19 protein-coding genes are annotated in these 22,544 nt (G+C 63.4%); all 19 read left to right on the forward strand.

Annotated elements, in window-relative coordinates:
* Positions 1-43 precede the first annotated feature (43 nt).
* Positions 44-1,831, forward strand: coding sequence for a thiamine pyrophosphate-binding protein (locus KU43P_RS07810; RefSeq protein ID WP_317662049.1), 1,788 nt, complete (start codon positions 44-46; stop codon positions 1,829-1,831).
* A 1-nt stretch (position 1,832) separates the two neighbouring features.
* Complete coding sequence (locus KU43P_RS07815) at positions 1,833-2,588, forward strand: TylF/MycF/NovP-related O-methyltransferase (protein WP_317662051.1); 756 nt, start codon at positions 1,833-1,835, stop codon at positions 2,586-2,588.
* Positions 2,581-3,645 (forward strand): FkbM family methyltransferase, encoded by a 1,065-nt coding sequence (locus KU43P_RS07820; RefSeq protein ID WP_317662053.1) that lies wholly within the window; start codon positions 2,581-2,583, stop codon positions 3,643-3,645. The genes KU43P_RS07815 and KU43P_RS07820 overlap by 8 nt, the downstream gene beginning before the upstream one ends.
* Positions 3,642-4,274, forward strand: coding sequence for a class I SAM-dependent methyltransferase (locus KU43P_RS07825; protein WP_317662055.1), 633 nt, complete (start codon positions 3,642-3,644; stop codon positions 4,272-4,274). Before KU43P_RS07820 ends, KU43P_RS07825 begins: the two co-directional genes overlap by 4 nt.
* 25 nt (positions 4,275-4,299) lie before the next feature.
* Positions 4,300-5,220, forward strand: coding sequence for a nucleoside-diphosphate sugar epimerase/dehydratase (locus tag KU43P_RS07830; protein WP_317662057.1), 921 nt, complete (start codon positions 4,300-4,302; stop codon positions 5,218-5,220).
* A 69-nt stretch (positions 5,221-5,289) separates the two neighbouring features.
* A complete protein-coding gene (locus tag KU43P_RS07835; protein WP_317662059.1) occupies positions 5,290-8,763 on the forward strand; it encodes a glycosyltransferase in 3,474 nt (1,157 codons plus the stop codon).
* Positions 8,760-9,806, forward strand: coding sequence for an NAD-dependent epimerase/dehydratase family protein (locus KU43P_RS07840; RefSeq protein ID WP_317662061.1), 1,047 nt, complete (start codon positions 8,760-8,762; stop codon positions 9,804-9,806). Before KU43P_RS07835 ends, KU43P_RS07840 begins: the two co-directional genes overlap by 4 nt.
* Before the next feature lie 242 nt (positions 9,807-10,048).
* Complete coding sequence (locus KU43P_RS07845) at positions 10,049-10,984, forward strand: ketoacyl-ACP synthase III (protein ID WP_317662063.1); 936 nt, start codon at positions 10,049-10,051, stop codon at positions 10,982-10,984.
* Between the two features lie 252 nt (positions 10,985-11,236).
* On the forward strand, positions 11,237-12,085 hold the full coding sequence (locus KU43P_RS07850; RefSeq protein ID WP_317662065.1) for a flagellin domain-containing protein: 849 nt from the start codon (positions 11,237-11,239) through the stop codon (positions 12,083-12,085).
* A gap of 69 nt (positions 12,086-12,154) precedes the next feature.
* Complete coding sequence (locus KU43P_RS07855) at positions 12,155-12,514, forward strand: flagellar protein FlaG (RefSeq protein ID WP_317662067.1); 360 nt, start codon at positions 12,155-12,157, stop codon at positions 12,512-12,514.
* A 78-nt stretch (positions 12,515-12,592) separates the two neighbouring features.
* Positions 12,593-14,002 carry a flagellar filament capping protein FliD gene (fliD, locus tag KU43P_RS07860; protein ID WP_317662069.1) on the forward strand — a complete coding sequence of 470 codons (1,410 nt, stop codon included), beginning with the start codon at positions 12,593-12,595 and terminating at the stop codon, positions 14,000-14,002.
* 132 nt (positions 14,003-14,134) lie between these two features.
* Positions 14,135-14,530, forward strand: a complete 396-nt coding sequence (gene fliS / locus KU43P_RS07865; RefSeq protein WP_317662071.1) for a flagellar export chaperone FliS — start codon at positions 14,135-14,137, stop codon at positions 14,528-14,530.
* A 14-nt stretch (positions 14,531-14,544) separates the two neighbouring features.
* Positions 14,545-14,841: a flagellar protein FliT gene (locus tag KU43P_RS07870; protein ID WP_317662073.1), complete on the forward strand. Its 297-nt coding sequence runs from the start codon at positions 14,545-14,547 to the stop codon at positions 14,839-14,841.
* A gap of 166 nt (positions 14,842-15,007) precedes the next feature.
* Positions 15,008-16,483, forward strand: coding sequence for a transcriptional regulator FleQ (fleQ, locus tag KU43P_RS07875; RefSeq protein ID WP_317662075.1), 1,476 nt, complete (start codon positions 15,008-15,010; stop codon positions 16,481-16,483).
* 205 nt (positions 16,484-16,688) lie between these two features.
* On the forward strand, positions 16,689-17,906 hold the full coding sequence (locus tag KU43P_RS07880; RefSeq protein WP_317662077.1) for a sensor histidine kinase: 1,218 nt from the start codon (positions 16,689-16,691) through the stop codon (positions 17,904-17,906).
* Complete coding sequence (locus tag KU43P_RS07885; protein ID WP_317662079.1) at positions 17,906-19,276, forward strand: sigma-54-dependent transcriptional regulator; 1,371 nt, start codon at positions 17,906-17,908, stop codon at positions 19,274-19,276. Before KU43P_RS07880 ends, KU43P_RS07885 begins: the two co-directional genes overlap by 1 nt.
* Positions 19,277-19,382: 106 nt before the next feature.
* Positions 19,383-19,715, forward strand: a complete 333-nt coding sequence (fliE, locus tag KU43P_RS07890; protein ID WP_008097326.1) for a flagellar hook-basal body complex protein FliE — start codon at positions 19,383-19,385, stop codon at positions 19,713-19,715.
* Positions 19,716-19,730: 15 nt separating this feature from the next.
* Positions 19,731-21,506, forward strand: a complete 1,776-nt coding sequence (fliF, locus tag KU43P_RS07895; protein WP_317662081.1) for a flagellar basal-body MS-ring/collar protein FliF — start codon at positions 19,731-19,733, stop codon at positions 21,504-21,506.
* On the forward strand, positions 21,499-22,518 hold the full coding sequence (gene fliG / locus KU43P_RS07900; RefSeq protein ID WP_027921181.1) for a flagellar motor switch protein FliG: 1,020 nt from the start codon (positions 21,499-21,501) through the stop codon (positions 22,516-22,518). The genes fliF and fliG overlap by 8 nt, the downstream gene beginning before the upstream one ends.
* Positions 22,519-22,544: the final 26 nt, after the last annotated feature.

Consider the following 22,544-nt stretch of genomic DNA (forward strand, 5'->3'; position numbering starts at 1 on the left):
GCCGAACGTTCGGCGAACTGAGGTTTGAGAGATGGGAAACAAGATGCGTGTAGCTGACTACATCATGAATCGGCTGGCGGAGCTGGGCATCAAACAGGTGTTCTTCCTGCCGGGCGGCGGTGCCATGCATCTTAACGATGCCCTGGGCCGTCACCCTGACCTCGAGCCGGTCCTATGCCTGCATGAACAGGCCTGCGGCATTGCCGCCGAGGCCGCCGGCAAATTGTCGGGCGGGCCGAGCGCCTGCATGACTACCTGCGGGCCGGGCGCCACCAACGCGGTCACCGCGACTCTGGGCGCCTGGCTGGACTCCACCCCGGTGTTCTTCATTTCCGGGCAGGTGAAGACCGCCGACCTCAAGGCTGACAGCGGCCTGCGCATGTTGGGTGTGCAGGAAGCCGATATCGTCTCGATCGTGTCGTCGATCACCAAGCGCGCCGTGACCCTGACCGACCCGCTGGCCGTGGCCGAAGTGTTCGACGAGCTGGAGCACGCCGCGCTCACCGGCCGTCGTGGCCCCGTGTGGCTGGACGTGCCGTTGGATGTGCAAGCGGTGCAGATCGACCCGGCGACCCTGCGGCGTGCGCGCCTACCAGCACCGGCTGCGGCCGCTGACCTCACGCAGCCCGTGGCCCGTACCCTGGAGCTGCTCAAGCAGGCCAAACGCCCGGGCATCATTGCCGGCAGCGGCATCCGCATGGCAGGGGCGGTCGAGGCGTTCCGGCAGCTGGCGCAAAGCGCTGGCGTGCCAGTGATGCCGACCTGGCTGGCGATGGACCTGATCGAAGACGAGCACCCGCTGTACGGTGGCCGTCCAGGTTCGATCGCACCTCGCTGGGCCAACTTCACCCTGCAGAACTGCGACCTGTTGATCGTTCTCGGCTCGCGCCTGGACATGGCACTGACTGCCTACAACCATGCGCACTTCGCACCCAAGGCGAAAAAGATCGTGGTCGACATCGACCCAGCCGAAATCGCCAAGCTGCAGATGGACATCGAGTTGCCGGTGGTCTGTGACGTCAAGCCGTTCATCGAACAGCTGCAAGCGGCGGTGAATACCGAGTGCCTGCCAGACTTCGCCAGCTGGCGTGCGCAGATCGCGACCTGGCGTGCACGTTATCCGCTGCTGCAGGCCGAGCACGCCGACGACAGCCAGGGCGTGAGCATGTATCACTTCAGCGACCGGCTTTCGGACCTGCTCAAAGAGGGCGATGTCATCGCCCCGGGCAGCTCCGGCTTCGCGTCGGAACTGTTCCTGCTCAACCTGCGCTTGAAGAAGGACCAGCGCTGCTTCCACAACCGCGGTACCGGCTCGATGGGCTTTGGCGTACCAGCGGCGATCGGCGCATGCCTCGCGGCGGGGCGCAAGCAGACCATCTGCGTCGACGGCGACGGTGGTGTGCAGATGAACATCCAGGAACTGGCGACCCTGGCAGCGCAGAAGTTGCCGATCAAGTGCTTCGTCATCAACAACCAGGGCTACGCCTCGATCCGCACCTCGCAGAACGCGCACTTCAAGTTGCTGGTCGGCGCCGATGCCAGCAGCGGCCTGCAACTGCCTGACCTGCAGCAGCTCACCGCAGCCTACGGTGTCGGCTATGCGCGCATCGACAGCCATGCGGCGCTCGACGAGCAATTGCTGGCCGTGCTCGAGCGCGACGGCCCAGTGGTCTGCGAAGTCGTGGTGCAGGTCGAGGAAGCGCGCGTGCCGCGCGTCATGACCCGCATCAACGAACAAGGCAAACCCGAGACCGGCGCGCTGGAAGATCTGTACCCCTTCCTGCCACGGGACGAGTTTGCCGCGCAGATGGCCATTTCGGAGCACGACTGACATGGCGTGGCTGAAGAGAACGCTGACGGGCTGGAGCTATCGCTACTTGCGTGGCACCCGCGCATGGGCGCATGCCCGCTCGCCGGAAATCCACCACGAGCGGCTGTTGCCTTACGCCAGCTATGCGCCCTGGCAGGGTGACCAGGCCTTCGAGCGCGCCTTGGCGCAGGTCCAGGGCAAAACCCTGGTCGACAAGTATCGCCTGTACGAACTGTGGTCGCTGGCGCGTCAGCTGGAGCACCTTGAAGGGGACTTCCTCGAGGTCGGCGTCTGGCGGGGCGGCTCCGGCTGCCTGCTGGCGATGGCCAGCCAGCGCCCCGGTCGCCAGGTGTTCCTGGCCGATACCTTTGCCGGGGTGGTCAAGGCGGGCAGCCACGACACCCGCTATCAGGGCGGCGAGCACGCCGACACCGACATCGGCCTGGTCCAGGCGCTGGCACGCGAGTGCGGCGTTGCCGACCGCGTGCAACTGCTCAAGGGGATGTTCCCCGAAGAGAACGCCGAGCGCGTCACGGGGCAACTGGCCTTGGTGCATATCGACGTCGATGTCTACGAGTCCGCTCGCGACGTGCTGAACTGGGCATTGCCGCGCCTGCTGCCAGGCGCCGTGGTGGTGTTCGACGACTACGGCTTCTTTGGCTGTGAAGGCGTGACCCGCCTGGTCAACGCCTTCGTGCTCGACAATCCGGACTTCCGCTTCCTGCACAACCTCAATGGCCACGCCGTGCTGGTGCGCGTGGGAGCCAGCCATGCTTGACCGGCAGAACTTCAAGCACCTGCTGGTGTACGGCGCTCGCCTGGCGGGGCAGCGTGTGCAGGCCTACCTGGCTGAGCGCGATATCCGCGTCGACGGCTTTCTCGACCGCGACACCTTGTTGGGCGATGTCCAGGGGCTCGGCGTCAGCACTGCGCAGGCCTGGGCCGAGGCCCATGACCCGGCCCAGGCCTGTGTGGTCATCGGCCTGTTCAACAACTACGTCGATGTGGCCGAGGTGGTGCGTGACCTGCGCCAGCTCGGTTTCGGCCGAGTGCTCAGCCTGGTCGAGTTCGTCAACCTGATGCCGGAGGGGCAGCCGTTTCGCTACTGGCTGGTCGAAGGCGCCTATTACCAGGCCCATGCCGAGCGCATTGCATTCATGCGCGAGCACCTGGCCGACGAGGCCAGCCGCACGTTGCTCGACCGTATCGTCGAATTCCGGACCACCGGCGACTACCTGGGCCTGCCCGCACCGTCCCCACGCCAGTACTTCCCCGCCGACCTGCCGGCCTGGCCGCAGCCGCTGCGTTTCATCGATTGCGGCGCCTACGTGGGCGACACCGTGGCAGAAATGCGTGAGGCAGGCGTGGCGTTTGCGTCGGTCGCGTGTTTCGAGCCCAACCTGGAGAACTATGCAGCCCTGGTCGAGAGCGTGCGTGGCCTGGATGCGGTGAACTTCCCGTGCGGGGTATCCGACCGCAACCGCCAGGTGGGCTTCGATGGGGCCCTGGGCGCCGGTGGCCACCTGGTCGAGTCGGGCGGCGAGACGGTGACCTGCGTGCGCATCGACGACGCCTTGCCGGGCTTCGCGCCAAACCTGATCAAGATGGATATCGAAGGCGAGGAACCTGCGGCGCTGGAAGGTGCGAGGCAGACCTTGGCGCGCCATCGACCGAACCTGGCCATCAGCATCTATCACCGCGCCGAACACCTGTGGAGCATCTTCGAGCAGTTGCACGGCTACGGGCTGAACTACCGATTTTATTTGCGCTGCCACGCTCACAGCACGTTCGACACCGTGCTGTATGCGCTGAGCAGTGAAGAGGGAAGACCATGAGCCTGTTGGAAAAGTCGATCTACTGGGACAGCTTCTACAGCAGTCGTAAAAAGGGCGCGCCGGCGTACCCCTCGCAGTTTGCCGCGTTTGTCATCAATGAACTGGCGGATGTCGACGGCATCATCGAGTTCGGCTGTGGCAATGGTCGCGACAGCGAATTCTTTGCCGCTCACGGCTTCGAGCTGCTGGCCCTGGATGCCTCGAAAGAGGCCATCGAGCTGTGCCGGTCGCGTTCCGCCCATGAGCGTGCGCGCTATGTGCAATCCACGGCAGGTGAGGCACGCGACGCCCTCCAGGGCTTCCTGGCCGGCAAGCGCAAGGTGGCCGTGTACGCACGGTTCTTCCTGCATGCAATCGAGGAAGCCGAGGCCGCGGCATTGCTGGACCTGCTGGGCGTGATGCTGCCCTCCGGCAGCCAGGTGTTCTTCGAGTACCGCACCGTGGACGATGCAGCCCAGGACAAGATCTTCGGCACCGACCACTATCGTCGCTACCTGGAACATGGCAGTGCATTGGCCGGCATCGAGCGGGCAGGGTTCAGCATCGTCTACCAGATCGAAGGGCACGGCCTGGCCAAGTTCCGCGACGAAGATGCCAAGGTTGGCCGTTGTGTCGCGCAGAAAAATTGAGCAGCAGTGAACCGAGGTGAATGACATGCAGGACCTGCAAGGCAAGAAAATCGTCCTCTTTGGCGCGGGCAAGAGTGGCGGCCTGTTCATCGAGCAGAACCTGGCACTGAACATTCTGGCCGTGGCCGACAACGACCCCGGCAAGCAGGGTGGGCTGTTCAATGGCTACCCGGTGATTGCTGCGCAGCAGATCGCCCAATCCGGTTGCGAGGTGATCGTGATCACCAGCGTCTGGTCCGACAGCATCCTCAAGCAATTGGCGGAGCTGGGCCTTGACCACCTGCCGACGGTGATTCCGGGCAAGCGTGAAATGAAGGGCATGCGCGACATCCATCCCTTCTCCCACCCGTTGACCAAGCGCTTGGCCAGCGAGCTGGTGATCGCCTTGAACACCCTCACCGATGCTGCAGGCATCGATCTGTACCTGGACTTCGGCACGTTGCTCGGCGCTTTGCGCGAAGGCGATTTCATCGCTTGGGACGACGATATCGACTTTTCCGTGAATGCCGAGCAGTTCGAGCGCCTGGTCGGCCTGGTGCGGGAAAACCGCGACAGCCTGCCGGTGCACGAAGGCGTGTTGTGGCGCATCGAGGTGATCGCCACCCATGGCGTCGACTTCGCGATCCGCATCACTTGCGACAACGCCGAGGGAAGCGACGCGATCATCCCGTTCGAGACCGACATCGCCCGCCGTGTGCGCCGCGACGGTTCGGCTGTGGTGATTGGCGCCATGCCGGAGTGGTTCTGCCCCGAGCGGCACTTCGATGGCTTCGACCCGGTGCAGCTGTTTGGCACGACGCTCAAGGCGCCAAGCGATGCCTACGGCTACCTGGATTTCGTGTATGGGGAGTGGCAGGTGCCGAAGAAGGACATGTCGTTCGCCGATTACAACCATTCCGGCGAAGTGCTGTTCGAGCACTACGACAATTCCATTCGCGCGCTGTAACACGCGTGCCAGGAAGCGACCGGGCCCTGCGTGGGCCCGGTCACGTTCAACGGTCAGCAGGAGTTCCAGATGGTCCGTTCGTTGTTTGCCAAGCGACCCAGCCCTTACTACATCATGGCCCCGGATTACCGCCGCAGTTCGGCGGGCATCCGGGTGTTGCACATGCTGTGCGATGCCTTGATGCGAGCCGGGCAGGAGGCCTACGTCGCGGCAACTGGCATGCACCCCGGCCTGATGACGCCGCTGCTGACCGAAGCGGTCGTCGCGGTGCACAAGGCGCAAGGGGTCGAGCCGATCATCGTTTATCCGGAAGTGGTCGATGGCAACCCGTTCAAAGGCAACGTGGTGGTGCGTTACCTGCTGAACCGGCCAGGGTTTCTGGCCAGCGTCAGCCCGTTCGCCGAAACGGATGTGCTGTTCGCCTACACCCGCGAGCTGCTGCAGCCGGGCATGGATGAGGACCGCGTGCTGTACATGCCTGCAGTCGACCTAAGCATTTTCTGCCCGCCAGCGGACAGCGCCACGCGCATTGCCGGCAAGGTCTGCTATTACCGTGGTAGAAAGTCCCAGGTCGAGATCGACCCGGCGCTGCTGGGGGCCGACGCCGTCGAGATCACCGGGCAGAGCCCAGGCTCCTGGGAAGAACTTGCCGCACTGTTCCAGAGCTGCGAGTACTTCTATTGCACGGAACCGTCGGGGCTGGCTGCCGAGGCCGCCTTGTGCGGCTGTGTCGCGGTAGTGTTGCCGGGCGCCTATGCCCCCCGCCCCCTGTCGCAGCACGAGAACAACAGCTACGGCGTTGCGTGGGGCAACACGCCGCAAAGCCTGGAGCAGGCCAGGGAAACACTGCCGTTGCTGCGTGAGAGCCTGTTGCAGCACCAGCGTACGTTCTGGACGGCGCTCGATCATTTCATCGACGTGACCCAGCAGGCTGTCGAGCTGCACCGAGCACGCGCGCAGATCAGCGAGGCCCAGCGCTGGCTGGCGCAGCGAACGCTGAGCGACGCCCAGCGTACGCAGGTCGATCACTACCTCGAAGCACGGCCGACGCTGCGTCTGGCAGTGGTGGTGGTCGACCGGCAGGGTGAGCCTGCCGCGCTGGGCAAAACCCTCGACAGCCTGGCGGCGCTCGCTGTGCCCGGCCTTTCGGTGCAGCCTTTGGTGGTGGCCGATCGTCAGGGTCTGGTGACGGCGATCAATACGCAGGTTGCCGACAGCGCCTGTGAACTGTTCATGCTGCTGGAGCCTGGCGAAACCTTGACTGCGTCGGGGGCGCTGAGCCTGGTGCTGGAGCGCGCCGCTGCACCGACGTGCCGTGCGTTGTATGCCGACGAGGCATTGCAGGGCAGCAATGGCACGCTCGAACTGCAACTGCGCCCGGCCCTCAACCTGGATCTGTTGCTGAGCCTGCCGGCGGCCATGGCGCGCCATTGGCTGTTCGACCGTGAAGTCTGGCTAGGCCTGGGGGGCTTCGATGTCGAATACCCAGAAGCATTCGAGTTGGCCTTCATCCTGCGCCTGATCGAAGCCGCTGGCCTGGAAGACCTGGGGCATATCAGCGAACCGCTGGTGATTGGCCATGCACCGTTGTTGCAGGACCTTGCCCAGCAGCGCGAGGCAATCGAGGCTCACCTGCGCCAGCGCGGCTACGCCGCGGCGGTGGTGACCTCGCGCAGACCAGGCCGCTACGAGCTGGATTACGGCCACGACAACTGCCCGCCAGTCAGCATTCTGATCCGCGTGCAAGGCCAACTCGCCTACGCCCAACGCTGCCTGCAGAGCCTGCTCGAAGGAACCGACTACGGCAATTACGAAGTGCTGCTGCTCGACCACGGCAATGATGATGCGGCCGTCGTGCAGTGGTTGGCAGGCATCGAGCAGATGGCTGCCGGCCATCTGCGGGTGCTGCGTTTTGCCGCCGAGATTGACCAGCAGGCCGTGTTGAACCAGGCGGCAGGTGAGGGGCGGGGCGAGTATCTGGTGTTCCTTGATGCCCAGGCCGGGGTGATCGAAAGGGACTGGCTGGTGCAGATGCTCAACCACGCCATGCGACCTGAAGTAGGGGCCGTGGGCGCCAGGTTGATCGACGGTGATGGCAAGGTTCGCCACGCCGGCCTGTTGCTGGGGCTTGCTGGGCCGGTGGCTGCGCCCTTCGAGGGGATGGCAGGCGATGCGCCGGGTTACCTGCATCGCCTGGAAGTCGATCAGAACTACACGGCCCTGGGCGAGCAATGCCTGATGGTGGGCCGGGAGCTGTTCGTCTCGCTGGGCGGTTTCGATGCGCAGATGGCGCCTTGGGCGCACGTCGACCTGTGCCTGAAATTGCAACAGGCAGGCTACTTGAATGTATGGACGCCGCGTGCGCAGTTGCTGATCAGCGGCGGCGAAACAGCGCCTGCCACGGCGGAGCAGGAAGATGGCCTGTACGGCCGCTGGTTGCCGGCGATTGCACGTGATGCTTCGAGCAATCCGAACCTGATCGCGGGGGAGGATCAGCAGAGCTTTGCCTACGCTGACGCGGCGGTCTCCTGGCGCCCGCTGGCGGCCGTTACCGCACTGCCGACCGTGCTGGCACTTGGTGGCGGGGCTGGGGGGAGTCAGCATCGGCTCGAACGGCCTTTCGATTCGTTGAGTGCACGCGGGCTGATCCAGGGTGCGCGGCCTGGCAAATGGCTGGAGGTACCCGCGCTGGAGCGCTTCGCGCCTGATGCGATCGTCATGCAAGGCCCGCTCGGCCCTTCGCATGTTCAGGCAATGCGGCGCATGAAGGCCTTCAGCAAAGCCTTCAAGGTCTACGACCTGGCTACCTACCTGCCGGGTGCTCAACTGCAGGGGCCTTTCGCGCGTCAGCGGCCCGAAGATGTGCTGGCCTTGCTGCAGCTGGGCCTCGAGTGCGTGGATCGCCTGCTGGTGCCGACACCGTTCATGGCGCAGGTTTGCGATGGCTTCGCTGCCGATATCCGGGTGCTGGCCGATCGCCTTGTGCCTGAGCAGTGGGCGGGCCTGCAGAGCTTGCGGCGCTGCGATGTCAAGCCTCGGGTGGGTTGGGTAGGCGGCTTGGGGGAGCTGGACGATCTGGAACTGATTGCCGACGCGGTCAAGGCGTTGGCGGGCGAGGTGCACTGGGTGGTGCTGGGCAGTTGCCCTGAACACCTGCGGCCGTACCTGCATGAGATCCATGCAGCTGTGACGCCTGCCCAGTATCCCGGCAAGCTCGCTTCGTTGAACCTCGACCTGGCGGTGGTGCCGTTGCGAGACAGCCTGTTCAACCGTTGCAAGAGTCATTTGCGTCTGCTGGAGCATGGCATTTGCGGTGTGCCGGTGATCTGCAGCGATATCGAAGCGCACCATGGCGATCTGCCGGTCAAGCGGGTGTCCGACGAGGCCGCCGCGTGGGTGGAGGCAATCCGGCTGCATGCCGGCGACCTGGACGCCGTTGCGCAGCTCGGCGATTACCTGCGCCAATGCGTATTGCAGGGCTGGATGCTGGACGGGCCTGCGCTGACGCAATGGCGTGACGCCTGGCTGGGGGCGGCATCATGAGGCAGGACTCGGCCGAGGCCTTGATGGCCCAGGATATCCAGCGCATCGCCACGCATGTGGACCTCACTGCGTTGTCGGGCCAGCACCTGCTGCTGACCGGCTGCACCGGTTTTTTCGGTAAATGGTTGCTGGTGATGCTTGCCATGCTGAACCGCAATGGCGCGGCGATTCAGGTAACGGCGGTCTCTCGATCGCCCGAGCAATTTCTCTGCCGGTATCCGCAGTATGCCGATGCGGCCTGGATCCGCTGGCTGCAAGCCGATGTTCGCGCTCTCGATGGGGTGCTGGCGGGCGTTCGGGTTGACGGCGTGATCCATGCCGCCACCGATACCCTCGGTGGCGGTCAGGCGGATGCTCTGCAGCTGTATGACACGATCCTGGGGGGCGCGCGCAGTGTCTTGGAATTGGCCGTGCGCAGCGGTGCTCGGCGTGTGCTGTTCACCGGCAGTGGGGCGCAGTACGGTGCCCTCCCATGGGGATGTCCGGTAGCGGAAAGCAGTGCTCGCGCCTGTGATAGCACGCAGCCGGCCAGTGCTTATGCCGAAGGCAAGCGCGCACAGGAAACCCTTGCTGCGCTTTATGCGCAGCGCCACGGCCTGGAGGTGGTCTTCACTCGCTGTTTCGCGTTTTCCGGGCCTGGATTGGCACTGGACGCGCATTTCGCCATCGGCAACTTCGTTCGCGATGCCTTGTACCAGGACGAACTGGTGCTCAACTCCAGCGGCAGTGCGGTGCGCAGCTATCTGTACGGCGCGGATCTGGCCGTCTGGCTGCTCGCCCTGCTGGCCAGAGGGGAGGGCGGGCAGGCCTACAACGTCGGCTCCGACAAGGCATTGAGCATCGCTGAACTGGCCCATCGAGTGGTCGCGCGGCTGGCACCCGGCAAGCCGGTGCGCATCCTTGGGCAGGACGCAGCAGCGCAGGCGCGCTCCTACTACGTGCCGGACATCGCAAAGGCGCGCGCGCTGGGTCTGGATGACTGGACGACACTCGATCAGTCCATCGACAGCATGGGGCGGTGGGCCGCTGCATTGGACCGCTGAACCGGGCCTGCCTGCAGGCAATGGCCACCCATCACGCGATGATTCTTGCCCGTGGTTTCACTTGGGCGACAAAAAGCGCGTGACTCGGGAGTCAGAACGGGCATCTTCACTGTATATTGTCGAAACCGGGAACCGTCGTGTCGCCCGGACACAGCGTCAGGGATAGGGCCTGCACCCATCGCCTGGCGTTTTGCCGTTTAGGCCACGACGGGCATTTCGCTGTTACTGAATTGGGAAGCCATATGATTGGCATTAAAAGCATCGCCAGTTACGTGCCGACTGAAGGCGTGGACAACTACGCCCAGGGCGCGAAATTCGGCAAGGACCAGGATTTCATCTTTGGCAAGATCGGCTCCACGTTCTTGCCACGCAAGGAAGCCGCCCAGGAAACCTCCGACCTCTGCGTCGAGGCCGCCAGGAACCTGTTCGCTGCCAATCCATCGCTGGACCCGGCATCCATCGACGCCGTGATCGTCGTGACCCAGAACGGTGATGCCGAGGGCCTGCCGCACACGGCCGCCATCGTCCAGCACAAGCTTGGCCTGTCGACCGCCATCGCCGCCTTCGATATTTCGCTCGGTTGCTCCGGCTATGTCTATGGCCTGTACGCGATGAAAGGCTTCATGGAAGCCGCAGGCTTGAAAAATGGCCTGCTGATCACCGCCGACCCTTACTCGAAGATCGTCGACCCGGAAGATCGCAATACCACCATGTTGTTCGGCGATGCCGCTACCGCGACCTGGATGGGCGAGGGCGCCAGCTGGCAGTTGGGCAAATCGTTGTTCGGCAGCGATGGTGCCGGTGCCGAGCATCTGCGCACTACCGATGGCAAGTTCTTCATGAACGGCCGTCAGGTCTACAACTTCGCCCTGGTCAAGGTGCCGGCGCACCTGAAGCAGCTGCTCGAAGCGAGCGAGCTCAGCGCCGACGACATCGACCTGTACTGCCTGCATCAGGGTAGCGCGGCCATCGTCGATGCCGTTTCGGCGCGCTTCGATGAGGGCGAGCACAAGCAGAAGTTCGTTAAGGACATGGTCGAAACCGGTAATACCGTTTCGTCGAGCATTCCGCTGCTGCTGGAAAAGCACGTGATGGGCTCGCAGCACAGGCGCATTGCCCTCAGTGGTTTTGGCGTAGGGCTGTCGTGGGGCTCGGCGATCATCGAGCGTCAGAACTGATCGCTCGCCAGCCTTGGAAAAAGCGCCACCCCCTGCAGGTGGCGTTTTTTTTTCGCCTGCGACGGCGTCCGCCTGGATTCTGGCGTCAAACCCTTGATTTCATTGGGCTGGCAGGATGCCAGCAATTTTTTTTGAAAAATCCCTAAAGCAACCCGCCCTGACGACGATAACAATTACGAAGGTTCTCTGTGCCGCACCCGGCGAATTGCCAAGGCCGGAAGCCGTAGTACCCAATCCAACGAGGAATTCGTCATGGCTTTGACTGTTAACACCAACACCACCTCCCTGGGCGTCCAGAAGAACCTGAACCGTGCTACCGACGCGCTGGCCACCTCGATGACCCGCCTGTCCTCCGGCCTGAAAATCAACAGCGCCAAAGACGACGCTGCCGGCCTGCAGATCGCTACCCGCATGACCTCGCAGATCCGTGGCCAGACCATGGCGATCAAAAACGCCAACGACGGTATCTCCATCGCCCAGACCGCTGAAGGCGCGATGCAAGAGCAGACCAACATTCTGCAGCGTATGCGTGAACTGGCCATCCAGTCGCGAAACGACTCCAACAGCGCCGACGACCGTATCGCCCTGGACAAAGAATTCCAGTCGATGTCTTCGGAACTGACCCGTATCGCCAACAGCACCCAGCTGAACGGCAAGAACCTGCTGGACGGTTCGGCTTCGACCATGACCTTCCAGGTTGGCTCGAACACCGGTAGCGTCAACCAGATCACCATCAACCTGACCCAGAAGTTCGACGCTGCCTCGCTGGGTATCGGTTCGTCGATCAACATCCAGGGTTCCAGCAGCACCCTGTCGGAAACCAACTACAGCGCCGCTGTTGCTGCCATCGACACCGCTCTGCAGACCATCAACACCAACCGTGCTGACCTGGGTGCCTCGCAGAACCGTCTGACCAGCACCATCAACAACCTGCAAAACATCAACGAGAACGCCGAAGCCGCCCGTGGCCGTGTACAGGACACCGACTTCGCTGCTGAAACTGCCCAGCTGACCAAGCAGCAGACCCTGCAGCAAGCTTCGACTTCGGTTCTGGCCCAGGCCAACCAGCTGCCGTCGGCAGTACTGAAGCTGCTGGGCTAATCTGCCTAGTTGCTGGCGGGGAAGTGCTCTTGCGGCGCTTCCCCGCCTTTTCATTGCGAGGTGGTGGACATGGACATGAGCGTCAAGCTGAACCTGTCTTATCCGGCCGCACGTTCGGCCGAGCAGGTTGCCGAAAAGCCGGTTGTCCGGCAAACGGAGCAGGTTAAGACCGAAGACGACAAGAAAGACCCATTGGCGGTGCAAGATACCGACAAGGTCAAGAGCGCCGTCGCGGAGATCGAGAAGTTTCTGAAGGCGTCGCAACGCAATCTGGAATTCTCCACGGATGAAGAATCCGGCAAAATCGTTGTCAAAGTCATCGCAACCGATAGCGGTGAGCTGATTCGTCAATTGCCCTCGGAAGAGGCGCTGCGGATCGCCCACAGCCTGAGCGATGTCAACAGTGTTCTGTTCGACGCCAAGGTATGATCGGCGGCGAACACTAATGAAGTGATGCTTCACGGTCCCGCAGGAGCGGGCCTGACGCGTTGAGAGAGGGACTACAGCATGGCAAGCCCGATTACTTCCAGTACTGGCCTTGGATCCGGTCTGAACATCACCGAGATCGTGAGTGCTCTGGTTACCGCCGATACGGCGGCGAAAAAGGCGCAGATTACCCGCCAGACCAGTAACAATACCGCGATGATCTCGGGCATTGGCTCGCTGCGCAGTGCCCTCACGGCGTTCCAGGACGCCATGAAGAAGCTCAACGACAAGGACGCGCCGTCCTTCAACGCATTCGCGGCCACCTCGGGCAACGAAGCGGTGGTCAAGGTCAAGTCGAGCAACGCCGCAGTAGCCGGTAGCTATGACATCAAGGTGATCAACCTGGCGACCGCATCCAAGGTCGCTAGCCAGTCGTTTGCCGGTGGGGCGAGCACATCGATTCCCGAAGGCGAGCTGACCATTTCCCAGGGCGACAACGACTACAAGGTGAACGTGGCCGCAGGTTCGACCCTGCAGAGCGTGCGCGACCAGATCAACAAGGAGCTGGGCGCCAAGGGCCTTTCCGCGAACATCGTCAACGAAGAGAGCGGTTCGCGCCTGGTCATCGGCTCCACCACCACCGGTAAAGGGTCGGACATTTCGGTGAGTGGCATCGCCGAGCTCGAAATCGACGGCACCAGCAAGATGACGGGTACCGGCGCGGGTTACATCACCGACCTGGCCAAGGACGCCGAGCTGACCGTCGACGGCCTGACGGTGAAGAGCGCGAACAACACCATCAGCGATGCCATCAGCGGCATGACCCTGGAGTTGACCGGGGCCACGGCGAGCGGTGCCGCAGGTACGGCCACCAAAATCACCGTGGCTGCCGATAACGATGGCCTGAAGAAGTCGGTGCAGAGCTTTGTCGATTCCTACAACACCCTGCAGAAGGCGATTACCTCGCTGACGACCACCTCGCGTGACGCGGATGACAATCTGGTCCTTGGCCCATTGACCAACGACCCGACCACTCGCTCGCTGCTGGCCGACGTGCGCAAGGTGTTGAGCGAGGTGGGCAGTGGTGACCAGCTGACATCCCTGAGCCAGCTGGGTATCAACACCCAGAAGGACGGCACGCTGGAATTCAACACCACCAAGTTCACGTCGGCGATGAACGACAAGAAGCTGGGTACCGAGGTGCAGCAGCTGTTCACGGGTACCAACGGCATCTTCGAGCGCATGAACAAGGCGATCGATCCGTACAACGCGACTGACGGCAGCCTCGCCACACGCAAGGCCAACCTCGACAAGGTCGCCAAGAACCTCAGCGACCAGCAGGCTGCGCTGGATCGGCGCACCGACTCGCTGACCGAGTCGCTGACCAAGAAGTACGTCGCCCTGGACACCGCGCTGGGCAAGATGAAAGCCCAGGCGGACCAGATCACCTCGATCTTCGAGGCGATCAACGCCCAGGCCAAGAAGTCCTGATTCGGCCTGCGTGATAAAAGCCCGGCAGCGTCCACCGACGCGCCGGGCTTTTCGTTTTGGCCCTAAAGTTTTTTGACGCAGCGGCGATACACAAGGTACAAGCAACCTTTTTCGCTGCAACGAGGTAGATCCATGAACCCGATGTTGGCCCTTCGGCAATACCAGAAAGTCAATGGTGTGGCACAGACTTCCGAAGCCAGCCCGCACCGCTTGGTGCAGATGCTCATGCAGGGCGGCCTCGATCGCCTGGCGCAGGCCAAAGGCGCCATGGCACGCAAGGACATTGCCCAGAAGGGCATTCTGATCGGCAAGGCCATCGACATCATCGGTGGCCTGCGCGAAGGCCTGGACCTTGAAAACCACGCAGACAGCCTGACCGAACTGGACAACCTGTACACCTACATGAGCCGTCGGTTGATCGAGGCCAACGCCAAGAGCGACCCCGCCATCATCGACGAAGTGGCGCGCCTGCTGATCACCGTGAAAGAGGGTTGGGATGCGATCGGCGACCCGTCGTCGGCTTCCTGATCAAGGAGGATGACATGACCGAGGTAATCGCCCGAATCGAACAGACCCGCGAGATGCTGCTGGCTGCCCTGGCCAGCCGCGACTGGGACGCGGTCGGCGAGCTCGACCTGCAGTGCCGCCTGCGCATCGACGATGTGCTCACCGAGGCGCGTGGCAACGAGGCTGACGTGCGCGATAGCCTGGAGCAATTGCTGCTCGTGTACCGCCAATTAATTGAAGTTGCAAGTGGCGAACGTCAATCGATAGTCGACGAGATGACGCAAATCCGTCAGGCGAAAAACGCGGCTAAGGTATACCATCTGTTCAGTTGATCCACAGATGGGCAAAAAGCCGTGCGCCATTAATTTGACTGTATGCGTTTTTTTGACTTTACTAGTGGCTGTTTTCGAATTTCAGACGTCCGAACACTGACCATTCAGTCGGAATGATCTCGAGCATGCCTTCGGGCGCCGATATGACTAGGGAAGTTGCTATTGCATGTGGCGTGAAACCAAGATTCTTCTGATCGATGACGACAGCGCCCGCCGCCGCGATCTGGCGGTGGTTCTGAACTTTCTCGGGGAAGAGAACCTCTCGTGCTCCAGCCAGGACTGGCAGCAGGTGGTTGAGTCGTTGTCTTCCAGTCGCGAAGTGCTCTGCGTGCTGATCGGTGCCGTGAATGCTCCAGGCGGGGTGCTTGGGCTGCTTAAGACAGTGGCAGGGTGGGATGAGTTCCTTCCGGTGCTGCTGATTGGTGAAATTTCTTCTGCGGACTACCCGGAAGAGCTTCGCCGCCGGGTGCTGTCCAACCTGGAAATGCCGCCCAGCTACAGCCAGCTGCTCGATTCGCTGCACCGTGCCCAGGTCTACCGCGAGATGTACGACCAGGCCCGCGAGCGCGGTCGCCAGCGTGAGCCCAACCTGTTCCGCAGCCTGGTCGGCACCAGCCGTGCCATCCAGCACGTGCGGCAGATGATGCAGCAGGTGGCCGATACCGACGCCAGCGTGCTGATCCTCGGTGAGTCCGGCACCGGCAAGGAAGTGGTGGCGCGCAACCTGCACTACCACTCCAAGCGCCGTGAAGCGCCGTTCGTGCCGGTCAATTGCGGGGCAATTCCCGCCGAGTTGCTGGAGAGCGAGCTGTTCGGCCATGAGAAGGGCGCCTTCACCGGCGCCATTACCAGCCGCGCCGGGCGTTTCGAGCTGGCCAATGGCGGTACCTTGTTCCTCGACGAGATCGGCGACATGCCGCTGCCGATGCAGGTCAAGCTGTTGCGTGTGCTGCAGGAGCGCACCTTCGAACGGGTGGGCAGCAACAAGACCCAGAGCATCGATGTGCGCATCATCGCCGCGACCCACAAAAACCTCGAAAGCATGATCGAGGATGGGACGTTCCGCGAAGACCTGTACTACCGCCTCAACGTGTTCCCCATCGAGATGGCGCCGTTGCGCGAGCGCGTGGAAGACATCCCGCTGCTGATGAACGAGCTGATCTCGCGCATGGAACATGAGAAGCGCGGCTCGATCCGCTTCAATTCCGCGGCCATCATGTCGCTGTGCCGCCACGGTTGGCCGGGTAACGTTCGTGAACTGGCCAACCTGGTCGAGCGCATGGCCATCATGCACCCCTATGGGGTGATTGGCGTGTCGGAGTTGCCGAAGAAATTCCGCTACATCGACGACGAGGACGAGCAGCTGGTCGACAGCCTGCGCAGCGACCTCGAAGAGCGTGTGGCGATCAATGGCCATGCGCCGAGCTTCGCCAACCACGCCATGCTGCCGCCTGAAGGGCTGGACCTGAAGGACTATCTGGGCAGCCTGGAACAGGGCCTGATCCAGCAAGCGCTGGACGATGCCAACGGTATCGTGGCACGGGCCGCTGAACGTTTGCGCATTCGTCGTACTACCTTGGTGGAGAAGATGCGCAAGTACGGCATGAGTCGTCAGGGTGGTGAGGATCAGGCCGAAGATTGATTTCGCCTGGGTCCGCCCCATCGCCGGCAAGCCGGCTCCCACAGGTAAGCAACAGCCTTTGAAATGTTGTGGAACACTTGTGGGAGCCGGCTTGCCGGCGATGGGGCCAGGCCTGAAAAGTACAAACCCCCATCCCCGGCACGGCTATTGCTACACCGCTGGCACCACACCGTTTTTATGACGGTCAGCCACGCGAGAGAGCACGATGCCCCAGGCCGCCCACCATTCCCGAGCCCTTGATCTGCAGGGGCGAACCCCGGTCGAACAGGAGAGTCGAGAGGGGCTGGAGCAGGCGTTCGCCCTGTTCAGCCAGATGTCCACCCAGCTCAACCAGTCCTACAGCATGCTCGAAGCGCGCGTCAGCGAGCTCAAGGGTGAGCTGGCAGTGGTCGGTGCCCAGCGCATGGCCGAACTGAACGAAAAGGAACGCCTGGCCAACCGCCTGCAAAACCTGCTCGACCTGCTCCCGGGTGGCGTGGTGGTAATCGACGACCAGGGCCTGGTGCGCGAAGCCAACCCGGCGGCCTGCGAACTGCTCGGCGAGCCTTTGATCGGCCAGCTCTGGCGCCAGGTGATCGCCCGGTGCTTCGCCCCGCGCAAGGACGATGGCCATGAGGTGTCGCTGCGTGACGGGCGTCGCCTGTCCATCGCCACGCGTTCGCTGGATGCCGAACCTGGCCAGTTGGTGCTGCTCAACGACCTGACTGAAACCCGTCGCCTGCAAGATCAGTTGGCGCGCCATGAGCGCCTGTCTTCGCTGGGGCGCATGGTCGCCTCGCTGGCCCATCAGATCCGCACGCCACTGTCGGCAGCCATGCTGTATGCCAGCCACCTGGCCGATGGCGAGCGCGAGCTCGCGCCAGAGACCCGTCAACGTTTTGCCGGTAGCCTCAAGGAGCGCCTGCACGAGCTGGAGCACCAGGTGCGCGACATGCTGGTGTTTGCCCGCGGCGAACTGCCGATGACCGACCGGCTGACGCCAAAGGGCCTGTTCCAGGCCTTGCAGCAGGCGGCCCAGGCCCATGTGCAGGGGCATGCTGTGCGCTGGCAGTGCGACACCCACCTGGGGGAGTTGCTGTGCAACCGCGATACCCTGGTGGGCGCCTTGCTCAACCTGATCGAGAACGCCCTGCAGGCCAGCGAAGGCCCGGCGCGGCTCAAGGTGCACCTGTTCCGCCGCCAGCACTGCTTGCACCTGTGCGTCAGCGACGCCGGCAGCGGCATCGAGCCCGATCTGTTGGGGCGCCTGGGCGAACCGTTCCTCACCACCAAGGCCACCGGTACCGGGCTCGGCCTGGCGGTGGTCAAGGCCGTGGTGCGTGCGCACCAGGGCAGCTTGCAGCTGCGTTCCAAGGTGGGTCGCGGCACCTGCGTAAAAGTTGTGCTGCCGTTGATCGACGGGCAGCCCGTGGAGGTCGTGTGATGGCAATCAAGGTGCTGCTGGTCGAGGATGACCGTGCCCTGCGTCAGGCGCTGGGCGACACCCTGGAAATCGGTGGCTTCGCCTACCAGGCCGTTGGCAGTGCCGAGGAAGCGCTGGAAGCGGTAGCGGGCGAAGCGTTCAGCCTGGTGGTCAGCGACGTGAACATGCCAGGCATGGACGGCCACCAGTTGCTGGCGCAATTGCGTCGCCATCACCCGCAGTTGCCGGTGCTGCTGATGACCGCTCATGCGGCTGTGGAGCGTGCGGTGGAAGCCATGCGCCAGGGCGCGGCCGATTACCTGGTAAAGCCGTTCGAGCCCAGGGCGCTGCTGAGTTTGGTCGAGCGCCACGCGGCGGGGCGTCTGGCGGCAGACGAAGGGCCGGTGGCCTGCGAGGCGGCCAGCCGGCAACTGCTGGAGCTGGCCGCACGCGTTGCCCGCAGCGACTCCACCGTGCTCATTTGCGGTGAGTCGGGTACCGGCAAGGAAGTGCTGGCGCGCTATATCCATCAGCAGTCGCCGCGGGCAGCGCAGCCGTTCGTGGCGATCAACTGCGCGGCGATCCCCGACAACATGCTCGAAGCCACCCTGTTCGGCCATGAAAAAGGCGCGTTCACCGGCGCCATCGCCGCCCAGGCCGGCAAGTTCGAGCAGGCTGAAGGCGGCACCCTGCTGCTCGACGAGATCTCCGAGATGCCTTTGGGCCTGCAGGCCAAGTTGCTGCGTGTGTTGCAGGAGCGTGAGGTGGAGCGGGTCGGTGGGCGCAAGCCTATTGCTCTGGACATCCGCGTGCTGGCTACCAGCAACCGCGACATGGCCGGTGAAGTGGCGGCGGGGCGCTTCCGTGAGGACCTGTTCTATCGTCTGTCGGTATTCCCCTTGGCCTGGCAGCCCCTGCGCGAGCGCGCCGGCGATATCCTGCCGCTGGCCGAACGCTTGCTGGCGCGGCATGTGGCGAAGATGAAGCATGCGCCGGTACGCCTTTCTGCAGAGGCTCGCGCCTGTCTGCAGGCGCACACTTGGCCGGGTAACGTGCGTGAGCTGGACAACGCCTTGCAGCGGGCGCTGATCCTGCAGCAGGGCGGGGTGATCGAGGCGGCGGATTTCTGTCTGGCAGGCGCCATTCCCTTGTCGGCGGCGCCGCAAGCCATTATTGCGCCGGTATCGGTCGATGCCGTGGCCGATGCCGGCGGCCTGGGCGACGACATGCGTCGCCACGAATTCCAGATGATCATCGACACCTTGCGCGCCGAACGCGGCCGCCGCAAGGAGGCGGCCGAGCGGCTCGGCATCAGCCCGCGAACCCTGCGCTACAAGCTGGCGCAGATGCGCGATGCCGGGCTGGACGTGGAAGCCAGCCTGTACGGCTGATTCGGCCTTTTCAAAGATCGTGGAGCGGGCTGGCACTCTTGTTGCTAGTTCTGGGCTATCCGCCGCATGAGTGTCAAAAAAATGCGGCCGCCGGAGAGAGAAGTTCATGAGCCAAGGTGTTGAATTCAATCGTCTGATGTTGGACATGCGCGCCATGCAGGCAGAAGCCATGTCCGCGCCCAAGGCCACTGCCGCGCCTGAACTGGCGCCAGGGCAGAGCAGCTTTGCCGACATGCTCGGCCAGGCCATTGGCAAGGTGCATGAGACCCAGCAGGCCTCGACCCAGTTGGCCAATGCCTTCGAAATCGGCAAGAGCGGCGTCGACCTGACTGACGTGATGATCGCCTCGCAAAAAGCCAGTGTGTCCATGCAGGCGTTGACCCAGGTACGCAACAAGCTGGTCCAGGCGTACCAGGACATCATGCAGATGCCGGTTTGAGGACGGAAGTGAGTCATGGCTGAAGCAGTCGTCGAAAACGCCCCCGCCAAGAGCGGATCGCCCGCGAGCAAGCCGCCGTTGTTCGGCATGGCGTTTCTGGAAAACATCTCGCAGATGCCCATGCTGCGCCAGGTTGGCCTGCTGGTCGGGTTGGCGGCGAGCGTGGCGATCGGCTTTGCCGTGGTGCTGTGGTCGCAGCAGCCGGACTACCGCCCGCTGTATGGCAGCCTGGCGGGCATGGACACCAAGCAGGTCATGGATACCTTGGCCGCTGCCGATATTCCCTACAATGTCGAGCCCAACTCCGGTGCTCTGCTGGTCAAGGCCGACGACCTCTCCCGTGCGCGCCTGAAACTGGCAGCCGCCGGTGTGGCGCCAAGCGACGGCAACGTCGGTTTCGAACTGCTCGACAAGGAGCAGGGCCTGGGCACCAGCCAGTTCATGGAAGCCACCCGCTACCGTCGCAGCCTGGAAGGCGAGCTGGCGCGTACCGTTTCCAGCCTGAACAACGTCAAGGCCGCACGTGTGCACCTGGCGATCCCGAAAAGCTCGGTGTTCGTGCGCGATGAGCGCAAGCCGAGCGCCTCGGTGCTGGTCGAGCTGTATCCGGGCCGTGCGCTGGAAGCGGGCCAGGTAATGGCCATCGTCAATCTGGTCGCCACCAGCGTACCGGAACTGGACAAATCTCAGGTCACCGTGGTCGACCAGAAGGGCAACCTGCTCTCCGAACAGTTGCAAGACACGGCGCTGACCATGGCCGGCAAGCAGTTCGACTACAGCCGCCGCATGGAAGGCATGCTCACCCAGCGGGTGCACAACATCCTGCAGCCGGTACTGGGTAACGACCGCTACAAGGCCGAAGTGTCTGCCGACCTCGACTTCAGCGCGGTGGAATCCACCTCCGAGCAATTCAACCCGGATCAGCCGGCGCTGCGCAGCGAGCAGTCGGTCAACGAACAGCGCGCCAGCAGCCAGGGCCCGCAAGGTGTGCCGGGTGCCTTGAGCAACCAGCCGCCAGGCCCGGCCTCGGCGCCGCAGACCACCGGCGGTGCCGCAGGCGCCGCCGGTGCCATCCAGCCTGGCCAGCCGCTGGTGGACGCCAACGGCCAGCAGGTCATGGACCCGGCCACCGGCCAGCCGATGCTTGCCCCATACCCTTCGGACAAGCGTCTGCAGACCACCAAGAACTTCGAGCTGGACCGCTCCATCAGCCACACCCGCCAGCAGCAGGGTCGCTTGACGCGCCTGTCGGTCGCGGTGGTGGTCGATGACCAGGTCAAGGTCGACGCCAATGGCGAAAGCACCCGTGCGCCATGGGGCGCCGAAGACCTGGCGCGCTTCACCCGCCTGGTGCAGGACGCCGTGGGCTTCGATGCCAGCCGTGGCGACAGCGTGACGGTGATCAACGTGCCGTTCGCCGCTGACCGTGGCGAAGAGATCGCCGACATCGCCTTCTACCAGCAGCCGTGGTTCTGGGACATCGTCAAGCAGGTACTGGGCGTGCTGTTCATCCTGGTGCTGGTATTCGGCGTGTTGCGCCCGGTGCTCAACAACATCACTGGCGGCGGCAAGCAAGCTGCCACAGACAGCGACATGGAGCTGGGCGGCATGATCGGTCTGGATGGCGAACTGGCCAACGACCGCGTCAGTCTGGGTGGCCCGACAAGCATTCTGTTGCCAAGCCCGAGCGAGGGTTACGAGGCGCAGCTCAACGCAATCAAAGGCCTGGTGGCCGAAGACCCGGGCCGTGTGGCTCAGGTCGTGAAAGAGTGGATCAACGCCGATGAGTGACAATCGAGCCATTACCGCCAAGCTCAGCCGTGTCGACAAGGCAGCTATTCTGCTGCTGTCGCTCGGTGAAACCGATGCTGCGCAAGTGCTGCGCCACATGGGCCCGAAGGAAGTGCAGCGGGTCGGTGTGGCCATGGCGCAGATGGGCAATGTGCACCGCGAGCAGGTCGAGCAGGTGATGAGCGAGTTCGTCGAGATCGTCGGCGACCAGACCAGCCTGGGCGTGGGCTCCGACGGCTACATCCGCAAGATGCTCAACCAGGCCCTCGGCGAGGACAAGGCCAACGGCCTGATCGACCGCATCCTGCTCGGTGGCAACACCAGCGGCCTGGACAGCCTCAAATGGATGGAGCCGCGTGCGGTGGCCGATGTGATCCGCTACGAGCACCCACAGATCCAGGCTATCGTGGTCGCTTATCTGGACCCCGACCAGGCCGGTGAAGTGCTGAGCAACTTCGACCACAAGGTGCGCTTGGACATCATCTTGCGCGTGTCGTCGCTCAACACTGTTCAGCCAGCGGCGCTCAAGGAACTGAACCAGATTCTCGAGAAGCAGTTCTCGGGCAACTCCAATGCCGCGCGCACCACCCTGGGTGGCATCAAGCGCGCCGCCGACATCATGAACTTCCTCGACAGCTCCGTGGAAGGCGCACTGATGGATTCGATCCGCGAGATCGACAACGACCTGTCGGAGCAGATCGAAGACCTGATGTTCGTGTTCAACAACCTGGCCGACGTCGACGACCGCGGAATCCAGGCGCTGCTGCGCGAAGTGTCCTCCGACGTGCTGGTGGTGTCGCTCAAGGGCGCCGACGAGCGGGTCAAGGACAAGATCTTCAAGAACATGTCCAAGCGTGCCTCGGAACTGCTGCGCGACGACCTGGAGGCCAAGGGCCCGGTACGCGTCAGCGACGTCGAGACCGCGCAGAAGGAAATCCTCACCATCGCCCGCCGCATGGCCGAGGCCGGCGAGATCGTGCTCGGTGGCAAGGGCGCCGAGGAAATGATCTGACCCTGCAAACGGTTATAGGAGCGGCC

This window comes from Pseudomonas sp. KU43P (assembly GCF_033095865.1).
In the GTDB taxonomy this organism is placed as follows: domain Bacteria; phylum Pseudomonadota; class Gammaproteobacteria; order Pseudomonadales; family Pseudomonadaceae; genus Aquipseudomonas.

What these genes read in the sequence shown, in the direction of transcription:
- KU43P_RS07855 (WP_317662067.1), top strand. Translation starts at nt 12,155, where the DNA reads ATGGACATGAGCGTCAAGCTGAACCTGTCTTATCCGGCCGCACGTTCG.
- fliG (WP_027921181.1), top strand. Translation starts at nt 21,499, where the DNA reads ATGAGTGACAATCGAGCCATTACCGCCAAGCTCAGCCGTGTCGACAAG.
- KU43P_RS07810 (WP_317662049.1), top strand. Translation starts at nt 44, where the DNA reads ATGCGTGTAGCTGACTACATCATGAATCGGCTGGCGGAGCTGGGCATC.
- fleQ (WP_317662075.1), top strand. Translation starts at nt 15,008, where the DNA reads ATGTGGCGTGAAACCAAGATTCTTCTGATCGATGACGACAGCGCCCGC.
- fliD (WP_317662069.1), top strand. Translation starts at nt 12,593, where the DNA reads ATGGCAAGCCCGATTACTTCCAGTACTGGCCTTGGATCCGGTCTGAAC.
- KU43P_RS07815 (WP_317662051.1), top strand. Translation starts at nt 1,833, where the DNA reads ATGGCGTGGCTGAAGAGAACGCTGACGGGCTGGAGCTATCGCTACTTG.
- KU43P_RS07880 (WP_317662077.1), top strand. Translation starts at nt 16,689, where the DNA reads ATGCCCCAGGCCGCCCACCATTCCCGAGCCCTTGATCTGCAGGGGCGA.
- KU43P_RS07885 (WP_317662079.1), top strand. Translation starts at nt 17,906, where the DNA reads ATGGCAATCAAGGTGCTGCTGGTCGAGGATGACCGTGCCCTGCGTCAG.
- KU43P_RS07845 (WP_317662063.1), top strand. Translation starts at nt 10,049, where the DNA reads ATGATTGGCATTAAAAGCATCGCCAGTTACGTGCCGACTGAAGGCGTG.
- KU43P_RS07850 (WP_317662065.1), top strand. Translation starts at nt 11,237, where the DNA reads ATGGCTTTGACTGTTAACACCAACACCACCTCCCTGGGCGTCCAGAAG.
- KU43P_RS07830 (WP_317662057.1), top strand. Translation starts at nt 4,300, where the DNA reads ATGCAGGACCTGCAAGGCAAGAAAATCGTCCTCTTTGGCGCGGGCAAG.
- KU43P_RS07870 (WP_317662073.1), top strand. Translation starts at nt 14,545, where the DNA reads ATGACCGAGGTAATCGCCCGAATCGAACAGACCCGCGAGATGCTGCTG.
- KU43P_RS07840 (WP_317662061.1), top strand. Translation starts at nt 8,760, where the DNA reads ATGAGGCAGGACTCGGCCGAGGCCTTGATGGCCCAGGATATCCAGCGC.
- KU43P_RS07825 (WP_317662055.1), top strand. Translation starts at nt 3,642, where the DNA reads ATGAGCCTGTTGGAAAAGTCGATCTACTGGGACAGCTTCTACAGCAGT.
- fliS (WP_317662071.1), top strand. Translation starts at nt 14,135, where the DNA reads ATGAACCCGATGTTGGCCCTTCGGCAATACCAGAAAGTCAATGGTGTG.
- fliE (WP_008097326.1), top strand. Translation starts at nt 19,383, where the DNA reads ATGAGCCAAGGTGTTGAATTCAATCGTCTGATGTTGGACATGCGCGCC.
- KU43P_RS07835 (WP_317662059.1), top strand. Translation starts at nt 5,290, where the DNA reads ATGGTCCGTTCGTTGTTTGCCAAGCGACCCAGCCCTTACTACATCATG.
- KU43P_RS07820 (WP_317662053.1), top strand. Translation starts at nt 2,581, where the DNA reads ATGCTTGACCGGCAGAACTTCAAGCACCTGCTGGTGTACGGCGCTCGC.
- fliF (WP_317662081.1), top strand. Translation starts at nt 19,731, where the DNA reads ATGGCTGAAGCAGTCGTCGAAAACGCCCCCGCCAAGAGCGGATCGCCC.